The organism is Nitrosomonas sp. Nm58 (assembly GCF_900107335.1).
In the GTDB taxonomy this organism is placed as follows: domain Bacteria; phylum Pseudomonadota; class Gammaproteobacteria; order Burkholderiales; family Nitrosomonadaceae; genus Nitrosomonas.
The window spans coordinates 1-19,379 of the sequence record NZ_FNPQ01000014.1 but is presented as its reverse complement, the minus strand read 5'-3'; the positions used below and the strand labels follow the sequence as shown (position 1 = coordinate 19,379).

Genomic DNA, 19,379 nt, shown 5'->3' with positions numbered 1-19,379 from the left:
TGAACCCGAAGAGATTAAGCATTACCTTTAGTCAACAGAACATTCATTAAGATTTTGAACGAAGTATGGCCCACTCGTCACACCTCACGCAGCGCTCTAATAAAGATTATTTGCAACATTGACATTTCAGATCTGCTGGTCTAGCCATGCAATATGAATTCAGATAAGTCTAATAGAGTTCACTTTTTTTCACGACTTGCTTTATCTATCTAAAAAAATAAAGAATTAAAATGATAAGCAAGAAAGGAAGAAAAATTCTAGCTGTAATTCTAGCGTCAATCTTTAGTCTATCCCAGTTTCTATCCAATCAAGCATCTGCAACAGAAATATTAGTACCTGATACAGCCGAAGAAGTGTTGGTATCATTTCCATCAACAGAAACAAAAATTATAGAAGGCTCTTATATTGTAACTTTTAAGGAAGACGCTGGCGTGATCGATCTACCCGATCCTGAGAATGCGGGTAAGGTTCCGGTAGGTCAGCCCTCATCAGGCCAAAGCAAAGAAGAACTGGCAGCTACGTTGGGATTAAATGGTGAAATCATCGGGATTCTTGAAGTTAATAATGGAATAGTCGTAAAAATGAATGCGCAAGAAGCTGAAAGATGGCGTCTGGATGTGCGTGTCTTGCACGCCAATCAGAGCATGGAAGGCTTATTTATGGCGGTGGATGATTCCCAAAGCGATTATCCCGCTTATCGTGATGGCTTTCTAATACTTCCGCGGGTCGACACCGATGAACAGACCGGCTTATTTCATAATGGTGTGTTTCAATATGATGCGCTAACGGATGCTTGGCACCTAGTGGAATTTCAGACAACGCCAGCACCCGAGATATTCCTTGTTGAAGGCGACGGCGTCAAAGCTATCGTAACGGATACATTGCCTGTTCAGGTATTGCTGAAAGTGAAGGGAAGTCTTTCTGATGACTGCCAAGCGCTTGGTAAAATCAACCAACGCCTGCAAGATAACCGCCTCGAAGTCGTGATTCATACTGTTAGCACGATTCCGCGTGATGGGACGGTAGCTTGTACTACTGCCTTGGGACCATTCGAGAAAGTTTTTCCGTTGCAAGTCTATGGCTTGCCAGCTGGAACCTATGAATACATCGTCAATGGGGAACATACCGGCACATTTGATTTGACGAGTGATAACAAGTTGTGAACCTGGCTGAGTCTCCGTTTTCATTCATATCCTGGTTGTCTGGCTGGTATCTCTCCGGTCAGACAACCAGGATAGATGCAAGTAATTCTATCGCATAACATTGATTGGTGATCGCCCTATTGGATCAATCTGAAAAGTTGCGCCACAATTTGAACCGCTCTGAGCAGGAGCGTTAGCCATCAGTTTTTCGAGATCTTCGCCCAACGTCAGCTCAGCGATCAGATTCATCTGAACTTCCACTAACATTCCCTGCTCACATCTCAGTTTCACCCTCTCTGGTGCGGCTGCCCCAAGGACAGCGGCTAGTCGATTCAGAAAATCCTCAGTACGTACTTGCTGGCCAATTCTGCGGTTCATAAAATAGGCCATACCCGATTCATTGAATTGACGGGCTAAATCTACCGACAGGTCAAAATATTCCTCCATAGATCCAGTTGTCTGGCAAGTTCCATGTTTGTGCCACTCGTGACGCTCAAGACAAGAGCCTGCCTTGACACTCGGCATAACTTCCGCCAATGAAGCATGAGAATCTGGATCTAAGCTAACCTCCGGATAATCGCAGAAATTATCTTTCTGAACGCTGACCTCACCACAAAATTCATAGCGAGTGCCACATTGCCGCTTGTTGGGCCATAATCCATGCAACGTAAAATGCCGCGCCTGATAAGAGTCAGCATCGGCAATCTGGCATTCTGGTTTTTGCGGCTTAGTTTCACAGAATGCAGGCTGCCACGAGAGCGCGAGCACATAGCTATCTGCCTGACCAGCCGTCTTGCAAGCACTGCTTCCCACTCCATTTCCGCCATTCCCACCCTTAGATTTGAACTGACCACAGTCAGCGCTGACCCAGCGTTCCTTCGGACTAGCACCCGGCATCACAATTCGATACCAGCTTGGACGATCGGACCTGTTAACCTCCAGCGTCTCATAATTTACCCCTACCTGGAGCTGAATATGATCCGGGTTAGTCAGTTTATTTTTGGAAACATAGGCCGGACATGACTGTTGCGCAGAAAACACTCCTTTAGCTTTATCCGCCCAGCTCGCAGATGCACAACTGATACCGAACACAATCAACAACACCCGTAAAGCGGCGCTCATTCGTGCAGACATCATTTTTTTCTCCACTCTATATCTATCGACTCAGTGCAAAATGAAATACAAGAACAGCATAGATTCTTATGATCTTTCATATATCCATCTGATCAGCGCATCGATCGCTGAGCGCGCGCTACCCGCCTGTGGATGATTAACAAAGAAAACAACCACGACACGCCGGTCTTTATGGTCCAATAGATAACCCGCTATCGCCATCACCTCATTGAGCGTGCCCGTCTTCAGATGCGCTTTACCTGCAACCAATGTGCCCCTGAAGCGGTTTCTCATAGTACCATCCACCCCGGCAATCGCCAGGGACGAGACAAATTCAGGCATCACTGGGCTGTGGAATGCTGCCATCAGCAATTCCCCCATATGGTAAGCACTGATACGCTCTTTACGCGATAACCCAGATCCATTCTCCACAACCAAGTCAGGAAAACTTAGGCGTTTAGAAAACAGCCATTGTCTAATGGCTATATCGGATTGATCCAGTGAAACCGATGCATTGCTATTTGGCGGAATCGTCGTTTCCCCCAGCGCCAAATAGAGCTGCCGTGCAGCAACATTATTACTGAATTTATTGATTCCGCGGATAATGTCAGCGAGTGAGGGCGAATAATATACTCTGAGAGGCGCTATTCCGTTTGGCACCCCGCCACTGCGCACGGAACCCCGAAATGAACCACCTTGCTGTACCCATAATTTTTTGAACAAATCGTGAACATAGTCGGAACTTTTGTGCAAGCTCAAATGATAGGTATTCTGGCCGCATTGAATAGCGTAGTTGCCGCTCAAGACAACGGTTACACGACCATTATTCCCCTCATGCTTGCGCACATCAATATGAAGCTGATTACGCCAGTCGCCACAGTTACCGCGGGTCAGTTTCAGATTATTTTTTAATTCAAGTAATTCCGAAGCAGGATCAGCCACCACACGCACGGTATTATTTTCTGGGTGGGGTATCAGATACAATGCTGAGGCACGATAATTCACCAGCACCGCTTCGGGGAAAATATTATAAGTTTTATACCGATCACCATCAAAAGCACCGGGATCACCCGCAGCGACGTTGTAGTAGCTGGTATCCAAAATCAAATCACCCGTAATCTCTTTCAGGCCGGTCTGACGGATCTGGCGAACCAGTAGCCAGAAGTTTTCCAGATTGAGATTGGGGTCACCATATCCCTTAATGGCCAGATCGCCACGTAGAATGCCATTCTCTACCTTGCCTAGTGCATAGATTTCAGTTCGCCAAGTGTAGGCAGGACCGAGCAGCTCTAGACCTGCATACGTAGTCACCAGTTTCATCACCGAAGCAGGGTTAAGGGCTATATCTGAATTAACAGCAAGAATAGGTTGTTTGCCATTCACGTCTTTGACATAAATGCCAATCGCCGTCTCAGGAATCTCTGCTTGTTTAAGCGCATGACGGATTGCATCCGGAATGTCGGCAGACCACGCAGATAGCGTCGTAATCGCAAATAAAAAAGCAAGAATCGCTATTAATCTGGATTTTAAGGTGACCAAGAGTGACGCACCCTATCGGAATTAGAACAAGAATAAATAAGTTTGCGTCGTAATCCAGAAAGAAACTGATTTAGTGCTATGTATCGAGTAACCCGCATTGCAATTAATTAGCGTTTACCTCGGCAAATCGCAAATCCATCATCCCATCCCATCCGGTACTGCCCATCGTTGCGATAACGTTGTTCATCCTTGTAACCATAGCGGGTTTTTTTCGCAGTCTCACAACCATCGATGTAACCTTCCTTGGTGGCTGGCGGATAGCCTCCAAGATTATAAGTTGGTCGCGCACTGGGTGGTAAAGGGCCTGCCGGGCGTTGCGGTTGTGCGGGTGCCGTTTGTGATTCGGGCAGAGGCTTTGCAGAAGGTTTAGGAGGAGGCGGAAATGGACCAGTCGCTGCGCAGCTTGCAAGCAAAATGATTAAAAACACCACTGAAATTCGATGCATCGTTAGCTTCCTCTTTATATCTTATCTAAATAACCTCTTGGCATCTTTATGGTTTACAGCACTGACTTGAGCAGTTTGCCCATCTCTGCCGGATTACGAGTAACACGAATACCACATGCTTCCATGACAGCAATTTTTTCCTGCGCCGTTCCTTGACCGCCAGCAATAATCGCACCTGCATGCCCCATGCGCTTGCCTGGCGGGGCTGCTACTCCCGCGATAAAGCCCACCACTGGCTTTTTCATATTGTCTTTGATCCAGCGCGCGCAATCTTCCTCATCCGATCCCCCGATCTCGCCTACCATCAGCACTGCATCGGTTTCATTATCTTCATTGAACAGCCTCATCACATCGAGATGCTTCAATCCATTGATCGGATCACCGCCAATACCAATGCAGGTCGATTGTCCCAGTCCTAATGCCATGAGTTGTGCGACGGCTTCATACGTCAATGTACCGGATCGGGAAACCACACCAATCCGTCCTTTCTTGTGAATATAGCCAGGCATAATGCCTATCTTGATCTCATCGGGCGTGATGATACCAGGACAATTCGGGCCAATCAGCAGCGTTTTTCGCCCCTCCATCTTATAGCGGCTGCGCAGCATATCGCGCACCGGTATCCCTTCCGTAATACAAATGACCAGATCGAGATCAGCCTCCACTGCTTCATCAATGGCTGCCGCAGCAAAAGCAGGCGGGACATAAATGACCGAGATAGTCGCCCCGGTAGCTTCCTTGGCTTCCCGCACTGTCGCGTAAATGGGAATGCCTTCAAATTGTTCACCTGGCTTCTTAGGATTGACACCTGCCACAAAACATTGCTGCCCATTCGCATACTCACGACAAAGTCGGGTATGAAACTGTCCTGTTTTACCGGTAATTCCTTGTGTCATCACCCGGCTATGACGATTAATCAGGATAGACATGATCTAAGCTCCTCGTACTGCTGCACTTACCGCTTTCTCAGCAGCATCGGCCATATTCGTTGCTGAAATAATCGGCAATCCCGATTCAGCGAGAATTTTTTTACCCAGCTCCACATTGGTTCCTTCCAGGCGCACAATCAGCGGTACCGATAATTTTACTTCCCGCGCAGCAACTGTGACTCCTTCGGCAATGACATCACATTTCATGATTCCACCAAAGATGTTAACCAGGATAGCCCGCAATTTTGGGTTGCGCAGCATGATTTTAAATGCCTCGGTTACCTTGTCGACTGTCGCTCCCCCTCCCACATCCAGAAAATTAGCTGGACTCCCTCCATAAAGCTTGATGATATCCATGGTGGCCATGGCAAGTCCTGCGCCATTTACCAAACAACCAATATTGCCATCAAGCGAAATGTACGAAAGACCATGCTCGGTTGCTTCAATTTCCATCGGGTCTTCTTCATCCAGATCGCGTAAAGAGACGATATCGGGATGACGAAACAGTGCGTTATCATCAAAATTCATTTTTGCATCGAGCGCAACCACCTGATCGTCGTGGGTCACAATGAGCGGGTTGATTTCAAGCAGTGAGGCATCAGTCTCATCAAAAGCCTGATACAAACCTTTCAGTAGAAACTGCGCTGCGGTTAGGCTGGATGGAGGTATACTGATTTTGTTCGCAACAGCATCTGCGTCCTGATCAGTCAGCCCGGATATGGGGTCAATCAGGATTTTATAGATCTTTTCTGGCGTGCTCGCTGCAACCTGCTCGATATCCATGCCTCCTTCCGAACTCGCCATCAGGCAGGCACGCTGACGGCTGCGATCCACGACGATTCCCACATAATATTCGTGATGAATGTCCACGCCTTGCTCAATATAGAGACGATGAACCACCTGACCATTTGGACCCGTTTGAGGCGTGATCAACGGTTTATTCAGCATAGCTTCCGCCAGTAACCGGACTTCTGCAAGCGATCGCGCCAATTTCACACCCCCGCCTTTACCCCGTCCACCTGCATAGATTTGCGCCTTGACGACCCATTTGTCACCGCCTAGCTTTTCAGCGGCAGAAACGGCTTCCTCTACGCCAAAACAAGCGATTCCTTGTGGTGTTATCACGCCATATCGACGCAAAATCTCCTTAGCCTGGTATTCATGAATTTTCATTATTATCCCTCAGCGTGTTTTATCCAGTGTATCAAGGTAACTATCCACCGCCGTCATCTCTGCCTCGAAATGAGGCAGCAGACTGGTTAATTCTTTTTCATTACTATCTTTAGCCGCTTGTTCTATTTTCGCGCACCATTCTCCCAACCCCACCGCGCCAACCGATCGCGCCGATGATTTGAGTTTATGCGCAGCCGCCTTGATTTTGTCAAATTGGTTGGCTTGGTAGGCAGCATGGAGTTGCTTACCAATCTCCTTGGCATTTATATGAAAATCCTGCAAAAACTCCCGAATGATTGCAGGATCATTGCCTACCAATGTTTCAAGAATACTTACATCCACTGATGTGGTTGGCTGACTGGCAGGTATAGGCTCATCAGGCATGACCGGCTTATGTTCCGGTACCTGTAACCATTTTCCCAGGGTTACTCTGAGTTGCTCCAGCTGTACCGGTTTACTCAAATAATCGTCCATGCCAATAGCGCGGCATCTATCGGCTTCACCCTTAAGCGCGTTGGCAGTCAAGGCGACGATTGGAATACGGTTTAGCAGGGTCTGGGCAGTTCGAATCGATTGAGTGAGCTGATAGCCATCCATTTCCGGCATATGCAGATCAGTCAGAATCAAAGCATAGTCGCCGCTTTCCCAGCGACGCAATGCTTCGCGTCCATCGGCTACTACATCGGCTGCATAACCCAGCAAGGCCAGTTGTTGCCGGATGACTTTCTGGTTGATCTCATTATCTTCTGCCACCAGAATCAGCTTCCCTTGCCGCAAAGCTTCTTCGCGTGAAGGTGGCGTAATCCGTTTTGCCTCCTCTAGGAAAGGTATTTCTTCCTCCAGTTTTGCTTTACCCGCGGCAACGGCAACCGCCTGGAGAAACGACTGACGATAGAGGATATTTCCATCCAGTGTAACCATTCCATCTTCCTCGATGCGTCCCCGATGGCGCCGCCCCCGCTTAACGATGACAAAATGGGGGTGGTCATGCGAATTCAGACTTGATCGAGTGCGGAAAGCCAGACGCAGTTCATCCACAGGAGGTTCTTCATGCCCTGCATCAATTACCAGCAACCACTGTGTAGCAGGAAGTGCTTTGATTCGCTCGCGAGCCGCAATCAGATCAGCGGCACGCTCTACATTAGCGCCAGCATACTTCAAGTAAGCGACCAAATCGTTACTCAACCCCTCATCGCCACCCAGCACCAGGCATGAAAGCCCTGTCAGATCAATCACATTCTCGCTACTGACTGGTTTGGCTGGTGAAGGCTTAAATGATAAGTGTACGGTAAAGGTGGAGCCCTTACCCGGAGCACTCTGTACGGTAATTTCCCCTCCCATTAATTCCACCAGATGATGAGTGATTGTCAGTCCTAATCCAGTTCCTCCAAAACGCCGTGTCGTTGAAGCATCCCCCTGGGTAAAGGGCATGAAAAGACGCTTTAGCGCTTCTTCACTCATCCCGATACCATTATCCGTCACCTGAAACGCAACGGACACCCGGTCCGGGCTTGATTCAGTCATGGTCACCTGCACTGAAACCCGCCCCGGCTGCTGCTGCCCACTGGAAAACTTGATTGCATTGTTGATTAGATTAACCAGTACCTGACGCAGGCGCAGGGCATCGCCAAAAACTTCTTCAGGGATAGCCGGGTCAGTAAATAAAGTCAGCTCTACTTCCTTGCTGGTCGCCATATGCTCCAGCATGCTACATGCCTTTTCCACCACCGTCGCCAATGGAATAGGTGTGAGTTCTATCTCTATCCTGCCTGCTTCAATTTTTGAAAAATCGAGGATGTCCTCAATAATTTCCAGCAATGCAAAAGCCGATTCACGGATCAGACTGGTCATTTCCATCTGGTAACTGGTCAAGCTTGATTGCTGCAGAACTTCAATCATCCCAATCACGCCATTCATAGGAGTACGAATCTCATGACTCATTGCCGCCAGGAAGGCTGATTTGGCCTGATTGGCCTGTTCTGCTTCAAGCCGGGCATTTTCCAGATCCTTCATGATTTTTACATGCTCGCGAATATCACGCATCACACCAGTAAAATGGCGTTTTTCCCCTACGAAATATTCACTGACTGCGAGATAAATAGGTATCAATTCACCATTTTTGCGTACCCCTTCCACCTCGCGCCCAAGGCCAATACCATGCGATCCAGGCAAATAGGGACGGCCGATATATTCTTGTCCATGACCAGTTTTGCAATATCGCTCCATATAAAACTCGTGCTGACTCCGATCGGGCTCCGGAACCAAAATAGCCACATTCTGTCCAATCGCCTCTTCGCTGGTATAGCCAAACAACTTTTCCACCACCGGATTGACGGAAAGCATAACACCTCTTTCATCGGTCGTGACGACACAATCCACCATGTGTTCGACCACCGAACGCGTCTCTTCTTCCTTGATGGCCAGCTCGGCATTAGCGTATTCCAGTTCAGCCGTCCGTTCTGCGACCCGCGCTTCCAGCTCGCGATAGCTAGTATTCAAGCGCTCGGTCATTGTATTAAAGGCATCGGCTAACTTCCCCGTCTCATCCCACCCTTCGATGGGTACTCGCTGCCGCAGATCCCCCAATGCAATCGCCTGTGCCCCTTGATTGAGCTTTTTCAAAGGTGTCACTACGCGCCGGTTGAACAATAACGCACCCAGTATGACAAGAATAAAGGTCAGGCCCAGAATCACGAGACCAGTGGTCCGCACCCGGAATACAGATGCAAATGCTTCCTCCACATCGATCTGCACGACCATTCCCCAGCTCATCCGTGGAAGGTAACGCCATGCCGCGACCACCTCATTGCCACGATAATCAATAGCCGTCCCACCGCCAGTCTGGCCATCCAGGCTTTTTTTGATAGTAACCGAAAGAATGGGGTCGTCGAGAGAAATCGTCCGTTTTAACGCTGCATCCGGTTCATCTTTCAAGGGCGCCATCACCAGTGCCATGCGATCGTTTTCAAGACGCGTAACGATCGTTTCACCGCTCTTCCCAAGACCCACATTATTGGTAAGCACTTCAAATACACGCTCGCTGTAAATCTGCAGCGCAAAAACACCATGCATTTCGCCTTCAATGAAGATGGGGACACCGACAAAGGCGGCAATAGCACCTTTTGAAGGGTTGTAATATTCAAAGTTCGAGATGCTGCTCTTACCCGTGTCCAATGCCTGACGAAATACCTGCCCCAACCCTGTATCTCGATAAGGACCAGTAAGCAAGTTAGTGGCAAAATCATGCTCATGGGCATAGCTAAAGACCACCCACCCTTCAGTGGAAATCAGGAATACATCATAATACCCCGCGCCCTCGACGAAGCGCTCAAAGTGTTCACGATACGTTGCATCCAGCTTACGATAAACCTCAGCATCAATACCATGCTGATTAAACACATTGGTAAATTGATCAATGGCCTGATGCGTGGTCTCGGTCGCCTGAATCAGGTTGGCATCATGCAAACGTTCATACAAGTAAGAATTAATTTGCTCGACCTTCTTATCAGCGATCGCTGAAACCTGCTGGATAGCTGCTTTGTGAATCTCCGTTTCAAACGTTTGCAGTAAGCTATAGCCAATCAAAAGAATAGGTAATAGCGCGACAAGGAAAAACCAGATCGCGAAACGCTGCGTCAGAGAAGTAAAATGAATCGAACTCATTCCAGCAAGCAGTCTGCATTATGCTGCTGTTTTAGGCTACGACGCGCATAGTAGGCAAATGCAGCCGCACTGCGTTGGGCACGTAGAATCCAGTCATGCGCCTCACATCCAAGCTCGGGTTCTATTGGCTGAATCTTGCCGGCTGAAGCAGCCAGTAGATGCATGCGCGCAGCTCGCTCAAATGCAAGTGCCAATAGGCAAGCTTCTTCAATACTACTACAGGCTACCAGCAAGCCATGGTGTGCCAACAATAAAGTACGTTTACTGCCCAATGCGGCTGCAATCAGTTCGCCTTCCTCATTGCCAACCGGCACTCCTGGCCACCTGGAAAGAAAAGCCACATCATCGTACAGCACACAATTATCCATGTGAGAAATCTCCAAAGGAACCTCCAGCATGCTCAAAGCCGCCGTATGCACGGCATGCGTATGAATGATGCAATGCACCTCCGGTCGCGCTCGATAGACCCATGCATGAAAACGATTGGCGGGATTGGCCATGCCCTCTCCTTCCAGTACCTGCAAATTCTCATCGACCAGCAATAAATTACCCACACTGATTTCGTCGAATCCCAGGCCAAGCCGTTGCGTCAGAAAAGTACCCGGCTGCTCTGTACGCGCCGTAATCTGGCCCGCCAATCCTGAATCATGGCCATTATCGAACAGGATGCGGCAGGTCAATGCCAGCTTCTGGCGTAATGTATAGTCAGTACCCTGCACACTTTTCTCCATCTGGTCGAAGGCGCGTTGTATCAGTTGATTTTTATCGAGATTGAAAGTGTCATTGTTCATGGTAGATTTTCTCTGATCACAGGCTATACAAGCATCAAATGCTCAATAATTGTCAGCATACCAAATAATATCCCGGTTGCGGCAACTTTCCCCTTTTCCCTATCCTGCACATGCAGGAATCAACGCATTAAACCCGAATATTTCATAAATTAGCACGTGTCCTCACTTGCCTTTTGATTAATAAGAAAGATTTTGCTCAGTCGGGTGTATGAATCACTACACCCCTCTTTCTCAAAACTTCCCTATTAATCAAAATCCTGCGTGATCATCACGCGAATTTATGAAATATTCGGGTTAAAGATAATCTTGCCAAGATTATCCAACTCAAATTCCTGCGCCAGAAAAATAAAATAGCAATCAAATACTTCCGGCTCTGCCGAGGATATTGGGCTTAGCCGATGTATCCAAAGAATAAGCACGGATGATTTCCTGGACTGCCAAAGTTACTTTAGTTTCAAGTTCTGCTTGCCAATGTGCTTCGTTCCGGCCATAGATGATCACTCGACGGGTACTGAGGTCAATCGGAATATCGTCGTTATTTTTTGAGATGATCAGCACCGGCTTGGCGAGCGTGTGAGCAATACCGAGTTCATAAAGCACATTAGGATTTCTTCCCGAAATATCGGCAATAACGAAATCTGCGACATTGATGCTTTGCCAGATATCAACCAGTATATCGCTGGGCTTAAACACATCATCTCCCCGCATAGGCTGAACAGCTAACGATTTGCAGACACCGGACAGGATTCGGTGAACATCGCCAGACCATTCAAGACTGAATGGCATGACAATAAAACAACTTATCCGACCTGGCTCAGCGCTCCTGACCGCCTCGGGATAGAGCCTCTCTGGCCCCAGAAAAATGACATTCTGTTTAAGCTGACGCGCTGATTGATTGAGTGTATCAAGATAGCCGCCAAGACCGGTAGACTGGAGTGTCGCTTGAATTTGTCCATCTTCAGTCCGCCAGTCTGCATGCTCCAGCCGGTTCTGGTGCAAGCGCTTTGTATACTTTTTAAGATACTGCACACTATCGTCAAAATGGTCAGTCAACCAGACGACACTGACTACTAAGGCGACGATAAGCAAAACTACAAAAAATGCTTTCCAGACGAGGTGAATCTGAATCAGGTTTAGCACCACCATCATTAATATTCCACCCAAGGAGAGCAGAATGAGAATCCCTGATAAATCAGACCTTGAGCGCCCGCTCTTGCTATCCTGGAAATGCAGATCGTTTGTTTTCTTAGAATTTTCTTTTCTGATTTCGGAAAGCAGTAAATACGAGGATAATAATAAAAACTGACCGAACATCCAGACGGGTTCAATACCCGTCGGCACATACTGTTCGCTGTAAGCCATATCACTTGCTATCAGCAAAGCCGTTGCCAGCAGCATCCAGTTAATAACAAATGGCGCCTTCAATAAAATACACCCCAGACCGATCACTAATACCAGAAACTCAAGGCCGGCAGTCACCGCATCGAGCCGCCCTGTCATGGTGTTGAGGCTCAAACCATACTGAGGATAATAAAAACTCGCCAGAATCAATGCCAAACCAAAAAAGAGCAGAGAAAAGACTGCTTTGGTAAGCACAGTCGGAGGATAGCGATGCCACAGCTCTATCGCCAGATAACCCCAGGCACACGCCCAGCTAAAAACAAATCCACTAAAACTGATATTGGAATAATTGGGGGGACCGGCCTGAGCAAAATGTAAAAAGCCATGACTCCCATTCGGATCATAGGTCAGCCAGGAGATCGTCAGCAGAATGAGGCCGAAACCCTGGATAGCCATGAATATGGCATAAGGCCTGATGACATTCAATGAGGCAAAGAAAGCTGCAAACGCGGCTGCTATGGCCACAAGCCCCTGGTCCCAATTGTAAAAATCCAGCCCGAAAGCCTGGTCCTCCAAAACCAGCCAGCAACACAACCACAGCAAATAAATCGCCGCAATTCCTCCCAGGTACAAATTGGTCGATATTCTCATCAATAATCCTCTAGTTCATGTTCAGTTTAATTTCGGTAGATATTTAGCAAATATTGAGGGTCTGGGAAGAAATCCTAGCAAGCTCTCTGAATAGTATGTTGAGCAGTGGCGCGCCTAATGCGCCAGGAAGGCTTGTAAAGGAGGGGCGTGGTGATTTGCAGCGAATCAAACGAAGCAAATCGGATTCGCAGTATCCAGTCGACCCGTTAACCGCCGGTTCCTCGCATCGCGACTCAACCAGCTGTGGATGGCAGATCTTATCTAGGTGACGACCTGGATAGGCTTTGCCTATGCCGCTTTTGTGATTAATGTGTTTTCCCGTCGTACCGTTGGCTGGCGGGTGGCAAAGTCAATGTGCACTGAGCTAGTCCTGGATGCCCTGGAAGAGGCAGCGCGGGTAAGCGCACACCCAAGGGCAGGATTCATTATAATAACCGTGAGCGCCAATATCTGTCGATTCGGTATGCGGAACGCCTAGTAAGAACTGGCATAAAGTCATCTGTCGGCGCCACGGGTGACTCTTATGATAACGCCTTAACAGAGACCATCATCGGACTGTACAAGACGGAAGTGATTATAGGTGCAAGAGCAGATGATCATCTCTGCTCTGCGCCAGCAATTACCCTTTAACAGGCCGTTGAAAAACTCGGCATTTTCATTCTGAAATTTCTCTTTTAAAAGACTGCAAGCACTTTGGTTGTTTTTGCAGATCTATTTTCACCAAAGAGGCTCATTTTTTGATCAGTTTCTGTCCGGGTTTCCTGTAAACCCTGCTCTTGAAGCAGCGATGCTCGTAGCAATCACTCCGGCGGTATCGAAGGACGGCCGTCCCTCGAGTAAACAGCACCAAACTGCTGATCCATTTGCTTGAGTATCCTATCCACCAGCACCTTCAGACGCCGCAACGCATGATTCAGTATAGTAAGGCTTTTGCAAAATTTTACCGGAGCAAGTCCGTTTTTCGACGGCCTGTTAGAAAGCGTTAAGCAGTCCTAATCTGCAGCAGCATTATCCAGCTAAAGTCATGAACTGTTTATAAGGGGGAATATTTTCTTCGGATAACTGTCCCTTTCGAGTCATATGCGTTGCTTCGATTCCATCAAGGATTGCCTTTGCTGAACGAAAGGCTTTAACGCCCACCATGGGTCTTGTGATTTTCTTAATGAAACGGTGATCCTGTTCCGCCAGGTTGTTCAAATATTTGACTTAGCATATTTCCATAAAGCTGACCTTTCCCCCATAATTTCTTTAAGTTGCGATAGGAAACTGCATACCGGACATAGAAAAAAACAGCATAAAGAATAATATCTTTTGGAAAACGAGCACCTTTAAAACTGATCATCGGCTCATTCAATCACTAGAAATTAATAATTTATCCCTCAATCTGATAAACTTCGTGACGAAAATCGCTTTTCGTTGCTTAAAGAGTTGAGTTACGAAGTCTCACCGATGTCAATCGGCAGAGCCTATTTAGCCTCGCCGCCAGCCGGTTTGTAGAAGATAAACTCGCCGACCTCGACCGTCCTGATGTATTCCTTAGACCAATCGGGGACTACTCTCTGATGGTGGAAGTATAAGGCACCACCGGTTCGGTCCTTGAGTTGGCGGTTGAGGGCCTTGCGGGCGATTTCCTTGGCGATCGCGTAGGATTCATCCTCCTTTGCGTCATCCGAACGGCCATCGCACCACCACGAGAACTGGCATGCTCCTTGCTCGTGGCCTTGCTTGACAACTCCACAGATGGTGTTTGGGAAGCCCTCATGGCCGGCTCGGTTCATAACGACATTGGCGACGGCTTCCATGCCGGCATCACCCTTGCCCCTAGCCTCCCAGTAGATGCTGCGGGCAAGACAAGTGATCGCACCGTCCAACGGTTCTTCTCCGGTCGGATCGACAGCCTGCGCTTGGGGTTTAGTGATGAGCTGGGTCGGAGTCGGAAGCATTTTACTGCCATCGGGCGCGGCCTTCTCCTCCAGCACCTCTGCCTTGCTCTTGGCGGATTCCGCCTTCTGGGACTGGTCAGTCGCAGTTGCCTGTCCCGCCAGAAGGAATGTCGCAAGCCAGGTCGCAGCTAATATCTTTTCCATGGTCAAACCTCCTGAACGAACAAATACAGCTGAATTATATCACCGGCCCAGTCAGTAAGGATTGAACGGATGCTAAGGCCGGAAGTAGGTTTCCCTGCCCGTGCTGAGTTTTTACAAGGTCACTCCGTAGTAGCGGCTAGGCAATGTTGTATTGTGTAACGGGTGGAAGTCCCGTCCTGGTAACCGCCAGCGTTGTGGGAGGAGCAGCGGGAGCGGATCAAATGTGCTTCATCTTTATCGGCCCCTACGGTTTCCCAAAAATAATAGCCGGTGAAAATCCTATTTTCAAATTGGTACTTTATGCAAAAACAGACGGTTTATTGAACGTTCAATAGCGAGTTTGACTAAATATCAGGCCTTACGTATATTTCACTTTAATAGGAAATGGCTTTTATTTTTCTATATATTAGGCTTGCTCATTCATCCACGCATCATCACCCGGGATCCGTATCTCTTATGAACTTCCCAGCTCGCGTGCTGACATCGTTACGGATGACCAGCGTCATGCTCCTCTTCTGTCTGACTGCCATTCCCGGATGCAGCGGAGTATCTGGTAGCGGCCCACTTTTCGCAGATCTCACACGTCAAGTCGAACGCGACAGGATGGTGGATGAGCAGATCATCCCCAGTGGTATCAAGGACCCAATCGTTCTTGCCGCGATGCGCCGTGTTCCCCGCCACAAGTTCGTACCCTCTCGCTACTCCGCCTTCGCCTACCACGACGGTCCTCTCCCGATCGGCTACGGTCAGACCATCTCGCAACCCTCTCTCGTTGCGCTCATGACCGAAACACTTGCACTGCAAGGGGCCAAGAAGGTGCTTGAGGTAGGAACCGGCTCGGGGTACCAGGCTGCGGTCCTGGCTGAGATTGTGCCCGATGTCTTCACCATCGAAATCGTCGAACCTCTGGCGATAGAGACCACGCGCACACTGGCGGAGCTTGGCTACCGTAACGTCCACACGCGTATCGGTAACGGTTATCGAGGCTGGCCGGAAGAAGCTCCCTTCGATGCCATCATCGTGACCGCCGCACCCGACCACGTGCCGCAACCGCTCCTCGATCAACTCGCCGTTGGAGGACGGTTGATTCTGCCGGTTGGCCGCCACTACCAGACCTTGGAGCTCCATCGCCGAACTGCAGAAGGTTATGAACGCAAGGTCATCACGTTCGTGCGGTTTGTCCCGCTGATCCGAGAGGGGCAACAAGAGTAGGCCGTGCAGATGGAGAAAACCAAGCGAAACCCGTCCACACTTCCCCGCTACATCGGTTGGTTCACGGCCAGTTGCGTCCTTGTCAGTAGCGTAGTCGGCACCGGCATCTTTACCACGACTGGATTCATGGCCCGCGACCTCGGTCATCCGGGTTTGATCCTCTCTATTTGGCTGGTGGGGGCGCTGATCGCGCTCGCAGGAGCCCTCTCCTATAGTGAGTTGGGCGCGGCATTTCCGGTAGCCGGCGGAGAATATGCGTACCTTCGCCGAGCCTATGGGCCGTTCGTTGGGTTCCTCAGCGGGTGGACGTCCTTCTCCATCGGCTTCAGCGCTGCCATTGCAGCAAGCACAGTGAGCTTTGCCGTCTACTTTCTCCAACTCCTTCCGCTTGATGACGAGAAAGGCCTACTGTCAACGACCTTAGCTTTGGCCCTCCTCTGGTCTATCACAGGCTTCCACCTGGCCGGCGGTGGGACAGGAGGGACTCTCCAACGAAACCTGACAGTGCTGAAGGTGGGAGCCATTCTCTTATTCATCGTGGCGGGACTGATAGTCGGAGCAGGCGATTGGGCGCATCTTGCTCCCACGAATACTCATCCTGTCTCCGGCATTGGATCCTATGTCGTGTCGTTGATCTTTGTTCTTTATGCCTATTCTGGCTGGAATACCTCGGCGTATCTGGCGGGAGAGATCATCGATCCTGCCCGCACAATCCCCCGGACGATGATCGGCGGCACACTCTTCGTCGCGCTGCTTTATCTCATACTGAACGGATTCTACTTCTACGCTCTGCCGGTGACGGAGCTGGCCAAGCCCCCGATCCTGCCTGTCGCGGATAAAGTCGCACGAGCTCTGCTGGGCTTCGAAGCAAGTCGGTTCGTGACCGCCATCCTGTGCCTTTCGATTGCAGGAGCCGTGAGCGCCATGGTGTGGGCTGGACCGCGCGTCTACTATGCCATGGCACAAGACGGCTTGATTCCCTCCGTCTTTGCAAACACCTCTGGCAGGCAATCCACGCCGATCAATGCCATCCTACTGCAAAGCCTCTGGGCTTCAGCCTTGATTCTATCGGGGAGTTTCGAGCAACTGGTGATTTACAGTGGTATCGCGTCGATGCTCTTCAGCGCACTCGCAGTGGGGGCAGTACCGATCCTGCGTCGACGGGAACCGAACCTGCTTCGTCCCTATCGCACCCCTCTTTATCCGTTTGTCCCGGCATTCTACCTGTTTGTGTCAATCGTCATAGTTGGGAGCGCACTCTATGAGCGACCTGTAGAAGGATGTCTTGGAATCGCGACTATCTTAGCCGGAACGCCCCTATACCTGCTCTGGCGTCGGCTGCATGGTGCCGAGAATCGGGGCTCGTGACTCGCTACGAAGATGTCTGCCTCGCTACCCCTTGACGCACACGAGTGGCTATAGATTGGCCAATTTCCGCGCCAGCCTCGCGTCACGTAAACAAGCACTACAATTAACGCTAGACACACTGCTCTGCCAAGCTTTCAGGGTTCTGTCACATTAGTATGACTCTGCCAAGAATCGTACTGGTACCATACTGGTGATCTTAACAGGCTGTTGAAAAACGGACTTGCTCCGGTAAAATTTTGCAAAAGCCTTACTATATTGAATCATGCACTGCGGCGTCTGAAGGTGCTGGTGGATAGGATACTCAAGCAAATGGATCAGCAGTTTGGTGCTGTTTACTTGAGGGAAGGCCGTCCTTCGATACCGCCGGAGTGATTGCTGCGAGCATCGCTGCTTCAAGAGCAGGGTTTACAGGAAACCCGGACAGAAACTGATCAAAAAATGAGCCTCTTTGGTAAAATAGATCTGCAAAAACAACCAAAGTGTTTGCAGTCTTTTAAAAGAGAAATTTCAGAATGAAAATGCCGAGTTTTTCAACGGCCTGTTAATGATTGTTTTTATTTAGCGTTGCTGGAAAAGATCGAACTGACTATTACCTGATTACAATAATTAGGTTGCTTCAGCCTGCCCCTTCCACTACCAGCACGTCGCAATCCGACTGCTGAATCACTTGCTTTGTAACACTGCCAAGCAACATTCCTTCCCTCTCGGACTGCCCGAGTTTACCAATGACGATCAGATCGGGTTCAAGTACTTTCGCTTTTTCCTGGATTACAGCAGATGCAGAGCCCCATTCTACAAAATGAGATAATGAACCGCCTGTAGTTTCAAAATCCGACACCAGTTCCTGCATCTGCCTGCTCTTTTGCTTTTGTAGTTCGGCACGGTAACCCTCAATGTGTTGGCCACCGATACCGGCAAAATGCAGCTTGGCTTCGAAAGGCACCTCAAATGCGTGCAGAACGATAATATTCGCATGCGGAGCGATATTCGTAGCAAATTCGATCACCAGCCGGGAATATCGTGAGAAATCCACTGGTATCAGTATCTGGCGGTACGGTACCCGGGGCTCCCGCTTGACGATCAACAATGGTCGGGTCAACTGGCGAAGCACCTTGTCAACGGTGGAACCAACAAACAATTCCCTCACGAAACCATCACCATGTGCCCCCAGCACGACCAGGCCGGCGTCTACAAAGCTAGCGTAGCGTTCAATCTCGGTGTGGGTACGGCCAACATTCAACGCTGTCGTAGTAACCGGAACACAGTATTTATCAGAGAGATTGCGTTCAATTTCATCCATCTGTTTGCGGGCTGATTCCATCAGCCGCTGCTCTGTATCCAGGGGAGATAGTGCCAGGTTACGCAGCGATTCCAATGCTAGATTGTCAATTACATGTAACACATCCAGCGATTCACTATCCAGTTCAAGTGCCAGCATGGCGGCACGCGCTTCGGCCCAGCTCGCAAATTGGGACATGTCTGTGGCTACTACTATTCGTTTTATTCTGGACATGATTAGTTTCCTTTCTAAAGTTTCACGCTTTTTTTATGGACCGGTGATTCAATTCTCTGGAATTTTTGGATTAACGGGGTTTTTTCTTGAATGGCAAGATAGCGTTGATATTAACCCTGTTGTATGCAGGGTAAATATCGAAACTTATCCTTTAAATACAGTAACATATGATTGCAGCAACGCACGGTTTTTGTTATAATTTCATCTGTTAAGTAATTGAAACCAATAATAAAACAGGCATCGCTGCCTGTTCATTCTACGCAATATCTTCTTTCCCCTCCAGCAGGAATTTAATCACCGTTGCAAAGGCGATGAGCGAGGTGTCTGGTTTGTTTATACGCTCCTGGCTGTTATCACCCATTTCACTTCTTCACGCAGCGCCAACCTATTACGATGCTTACAGACATTGTT

At 49.0% G+C, this 19,379-nt stretch carries 13 protein-coding genes and 4 pseudogenes; 5 read left to right on the top strand and 12 right to left on the bottom strand.

Annotated features, from left to right (window positions below):
* The first annotated feature begins 230 nt into the window (after positions 1 to 230).
* The gene (locus tag BLW34_RS07190; RefSeq protein ID WP_090577520.1) at positions 231 to 1,163 is read left to right on the top strand and encodes a hypothetical protein; all 933 of its coding nucleotides are present in this window, start codon (positions 231 to 233) and stop codon (positions 1,161 to 1,163) included.
* 87 nt (positions 1,164 to 1,250) lie between these two features.
* Here BLW34_RS07190 and BLW34_RS07185 read toward each other — a convergent pair whose 3' ends face one another.
* The 8 genes from BLW34_RS07185 to BLW34_RS07150 all read right to left on the bottom strand — a co-directional run bounded on the left by BLW34_RS07185 (position 1,251) and on the right by BLW34_RS07150 (position 12,788).
* The gene (locus BLW34_RS07185) at positions 1,251 to 2,279 is read right to left on the bottom strand and encodes a ribonuclease T2 family protein (protein WP_090577517.1); all 1,029 of its coding nucleotides are present in this window, start codon (positions 2,277 to 2,279) and stop codon (positions 1,251 to 1,253) included.
* A gap of 63 nt (positions 2,280 to 2,342) precedes the next feature.
* Positions 2,343 to 3,794: a D-alanyl-D-alanine carboxypeptidase/D-alanyl-D-alanine endopeptidase gene (gene dacB / locus BLW34_RS07180; protein ID WP_256203657.1), complete on the bottom strand. Its 1,452-nt coding sequence runs from the start codon at positions 3,792 to 3,794 to the stop codon at positions 2,343 to 2,345.
* Positions 3,795 to 3,901: 107 nt separating this feature from the next.
* Positions 3,902 to 4,240 carry a hypothetical protein gene (locus tag BLW34_RS07175; protein ID WP_090543273.1) on the bottom strand — a complete coding sequence of 113 codons (339 nt, stop codon included), beginning with the start codon at positions 4,238 to 4,240 and terminating at the stop codon, positions 3,902 to 3,904.
* A 53-nt stretch (positions 4,241 to 4,293) separates the two neighbouring features.
* On the bottom strand, positions 4,294 to 5,169 hold the full coding sequence (gene sucD, locus BLW34_RS07170) for a succinate--CoA ligase subunit alpha (protein WP_090577514.1): 876 nt from the start codon (positions 5,167 to 5,169) through the stop codon (positions 4,294 to 4,296).
* 3 nt (positions 5,170 to 5,172) lie between these two features.
* Positions 5,173 to 6,342 carry an ADP-forming succinate--CoA ligase subunit beta gene (sucC, locus tag BLW34_RS07165; protein WP_090577511.1) on the bottom strand — a complete coding sequence of 390 codons (1,170 nt, stop codon included), beginning with the start codon at positions 6,340 to 6,342 and terminating at the stop codon, positions 5,173 to 5,175.
* Positions 6,343 to 6,351: 9 nt separating this feature from the next.
* Entirely contained in the window at positions 6,352 to 10,005 is a 3,654-nt protein-coding gene (locus BLW34_RS07160; RefSeq protein ID WP_256203656.1) for an ATP-binding protein, read from the bottom strand.
* Positions 10,002 to 10,796 carry an aldolase gene (locus BLW34_RS07155; RefSeq protein ID WP_090577508.1) on the bottom strand — a complete coding sequence of 265 codons (795 nt, stop codon included), beginning with the start codon at positions 10,794 to 10,796 and terminating at the stop codon, positions 10,002 to 10,004. Before BLW34_RS07155 ends, BLW34_RS07160 begins: the two co-directional genes overlap by 4 nt.
* Before the next feature lie 357 nt (positions 10,797 to 11,153).
* The gene (locus BLW34_RS07150) at positions 11,154 to 12,788 is read right to left on the bottom strand and encodes a hypothetical protein (protein WP_090577505.1); all 1,635 of its coding nucleotides are present in this window, start codon (positions 12,786 to 12,788) and stop codon (positions 11,154 to 11,156) included.
* 205 nt (positions 12,789 to 12,993) lie between these two features.
* Between BLW34_RS07150 and BLW34_RS17365 the strand changes: the two are divergent.
* Positions 12,994 to 13,364, top strand: a pseudogene (locus BLW34_RS17365) (DDE-type integrase/transposase/recombinase); the annotation flags it as partial.
* Between the two features lie 227 nt (positions 13,365 to 13,591).
* Here BLW34_RS17365 and BLW34_RS16875 read toward each other — a convergent pair.
* From BLW34_RS16875 to BLW34_RS07140, 3 genes and pseudogenes are all read right to left on the bottom strand, one after another.
* Positions 13,592 to 13,699 (bottom strand): annotated as a pseudogene (locus BLW34_RS16875) (IS5/IS1182 family transposase); the annotation flags it as partial.
* Between the two features lie 97 nt (positions 13,700 to 13,796).
* Positions 13,797 to 14,130, bottom strand: a pseudogene (locus BLW34_RS17360) (DDE-type integrase/transposase/recombinase).
* 124 nt (positions 14,131 to 14,254) lie between these two features.
* Positions 14,255 to 14,875: a cell wall hydrolase gene (locus BLW34_RS07140; protein WP_090577503.1), complete on the bottom strand. Its 621-nt coding sequence runs from the start codon at positions 14,873 to 14,875 to the stop codon at positions 14,255 to 14,257.
* A gap of 603 nt (positions 14,876 to 15,478) precedes the next feature.
* Here BLW34_RS07140 and BLW34_RS07130 point away from each other — a divergent pair.
* The 3 genes and pseudogenes from BLW34_RS07130 to BLW34_RS16860 all read left to right on the top strand — a co-directional run.
* Positions 15,479 to 16,087, top strand: coding sequence for a protein-L-isoaspartate(D-aspartate) O-methyltransferase (locus tag BLW34_RS07130; protein WP_177165980.1), 609 nt, complete (start codon positions 15,479 to 15,481; stop codon positions 16,085 to 16,087).
* 9 nt (positions 16,088 to 16,096) lie between these two features.
* Entirely contained in the window at positions 16,097 to 17,455 is a 1,359-nt protein-coding gene (locus tag BLW34_RS07125) for an APC family permease (RefSeq protein WP_090577496.1), read from the top strand.
* Between the two features lie 261 nt (positions 17,456 to 17,716).
* A pseudogene (locus tag BLW34_RS16860) lies at positions 17,717 to 17,824 on the top strand (IS5/IS1182 family transposase); the annotation flags it as partial.
* Positions 17,825 to 18,071: 247 nt separating this feature from the next.
* Here the strand turns inward: BLW34_RS16860 and BLW34_RS07120 are convergent.
* Complete coding sequence (locus BLW34_RS07120) at positions 18,072 to 18,968, bottom strand: universal stress protein (protein ID WP_090577493.1); 897 nt, start codon at positions 18,966 to 18,968, stop codon at positions 18,072 to 18,074.
* Positions 18,969 to 19,379: the final 411 nt, after the last annotated feature.

Excerpts from the sequence above, each read along its gene's own strand:
- BLW34_RS07190 (WP_090577520.1), top strand. The coding sequence starts at position 231 with ATGATAAGCAAGAAAGGAAGAAAAATTCTAGCTGTAATTCTAGCGTCA.
- BLW34_RS07185 (WP_090577517.1), bottom strand. The coding sequence starts at position 2,279 with ATGATGTCTGCACGAATGAGCGCCGCTTTACGGGTGTTGTTGATTGTG.
- BLW34_RS07175 (WP_090543273.1), bottom strand. The coding sequence starts at position 4,240 with ATGCATCGAATTTCAGTGGTGTTTTTAATCATTTTGCTTGCAAGCTGC.
- sucD (WP_090577514.1), bottom strand. The coding sequence starts at position 5,169 with ATGTCTATCCTGATTAATCGTCATAGCCGGGTGATGACACAAGGAATT.
- sucC (WP_090577511.1), bottom strand. The coding sequence starts at position 6,342 with ATGAAAATTCATGAATACCAGGCTAAGGAGATTTTGCGTCGATATGGC.
- BLW34_RS07160 (WP_256203656.1), bottom strand. The coding sequence starts at position 10,005 with ATGAGTTCGATTCATTTTACTTCTCTGACGCAGCGTTTCGCGATCTGG.
- BLW34_RS07155 (WP_090577508.1), bottom strand. The coding sequence starts at position 10,796 with ATGAACAATGACACTTTCAATCTCGATAAAAATCAACTGATACAACGC.
- BLW34_RS07150 (WP_090577505.1), bottom strand. The coding sequence starts at position 12,788 with ATGAGAATATCGACCAATTTGTACCTGGGAGGAATTGCGGCGATTTAT.
- BLW34_RS07140 (WP_090577503.1), bottom strand. The coding sequence starts at position 14,875 with ATGGAAAAGATATTAGCTGCGACCTGGCTTGCGACATTCCTTCTGGCG.
- BLW34_RS07130 (WP_177165980.1), top strand. The coding sequence starts at position 15,479 with ATGGTGGATGAGCAGATCATCCCCAGTGGTATCAAGGACCCAATCGTT.
- BLW34_RS07125 (WP_090577496.1), top strand. The coding sequence starts at position 16,097 with ATGGAGAAAACCAAGCGAAACCCGTCCACACTTCCCCGCTACATCGGT.
- BLW34_RS07120 (WP_090577493.1), bottom strand. The coding sequence starts at position 18,968 with ATGTCCAGAATAAAACGAATAGTAGTAGCCACAGACATGTCCCAATTT.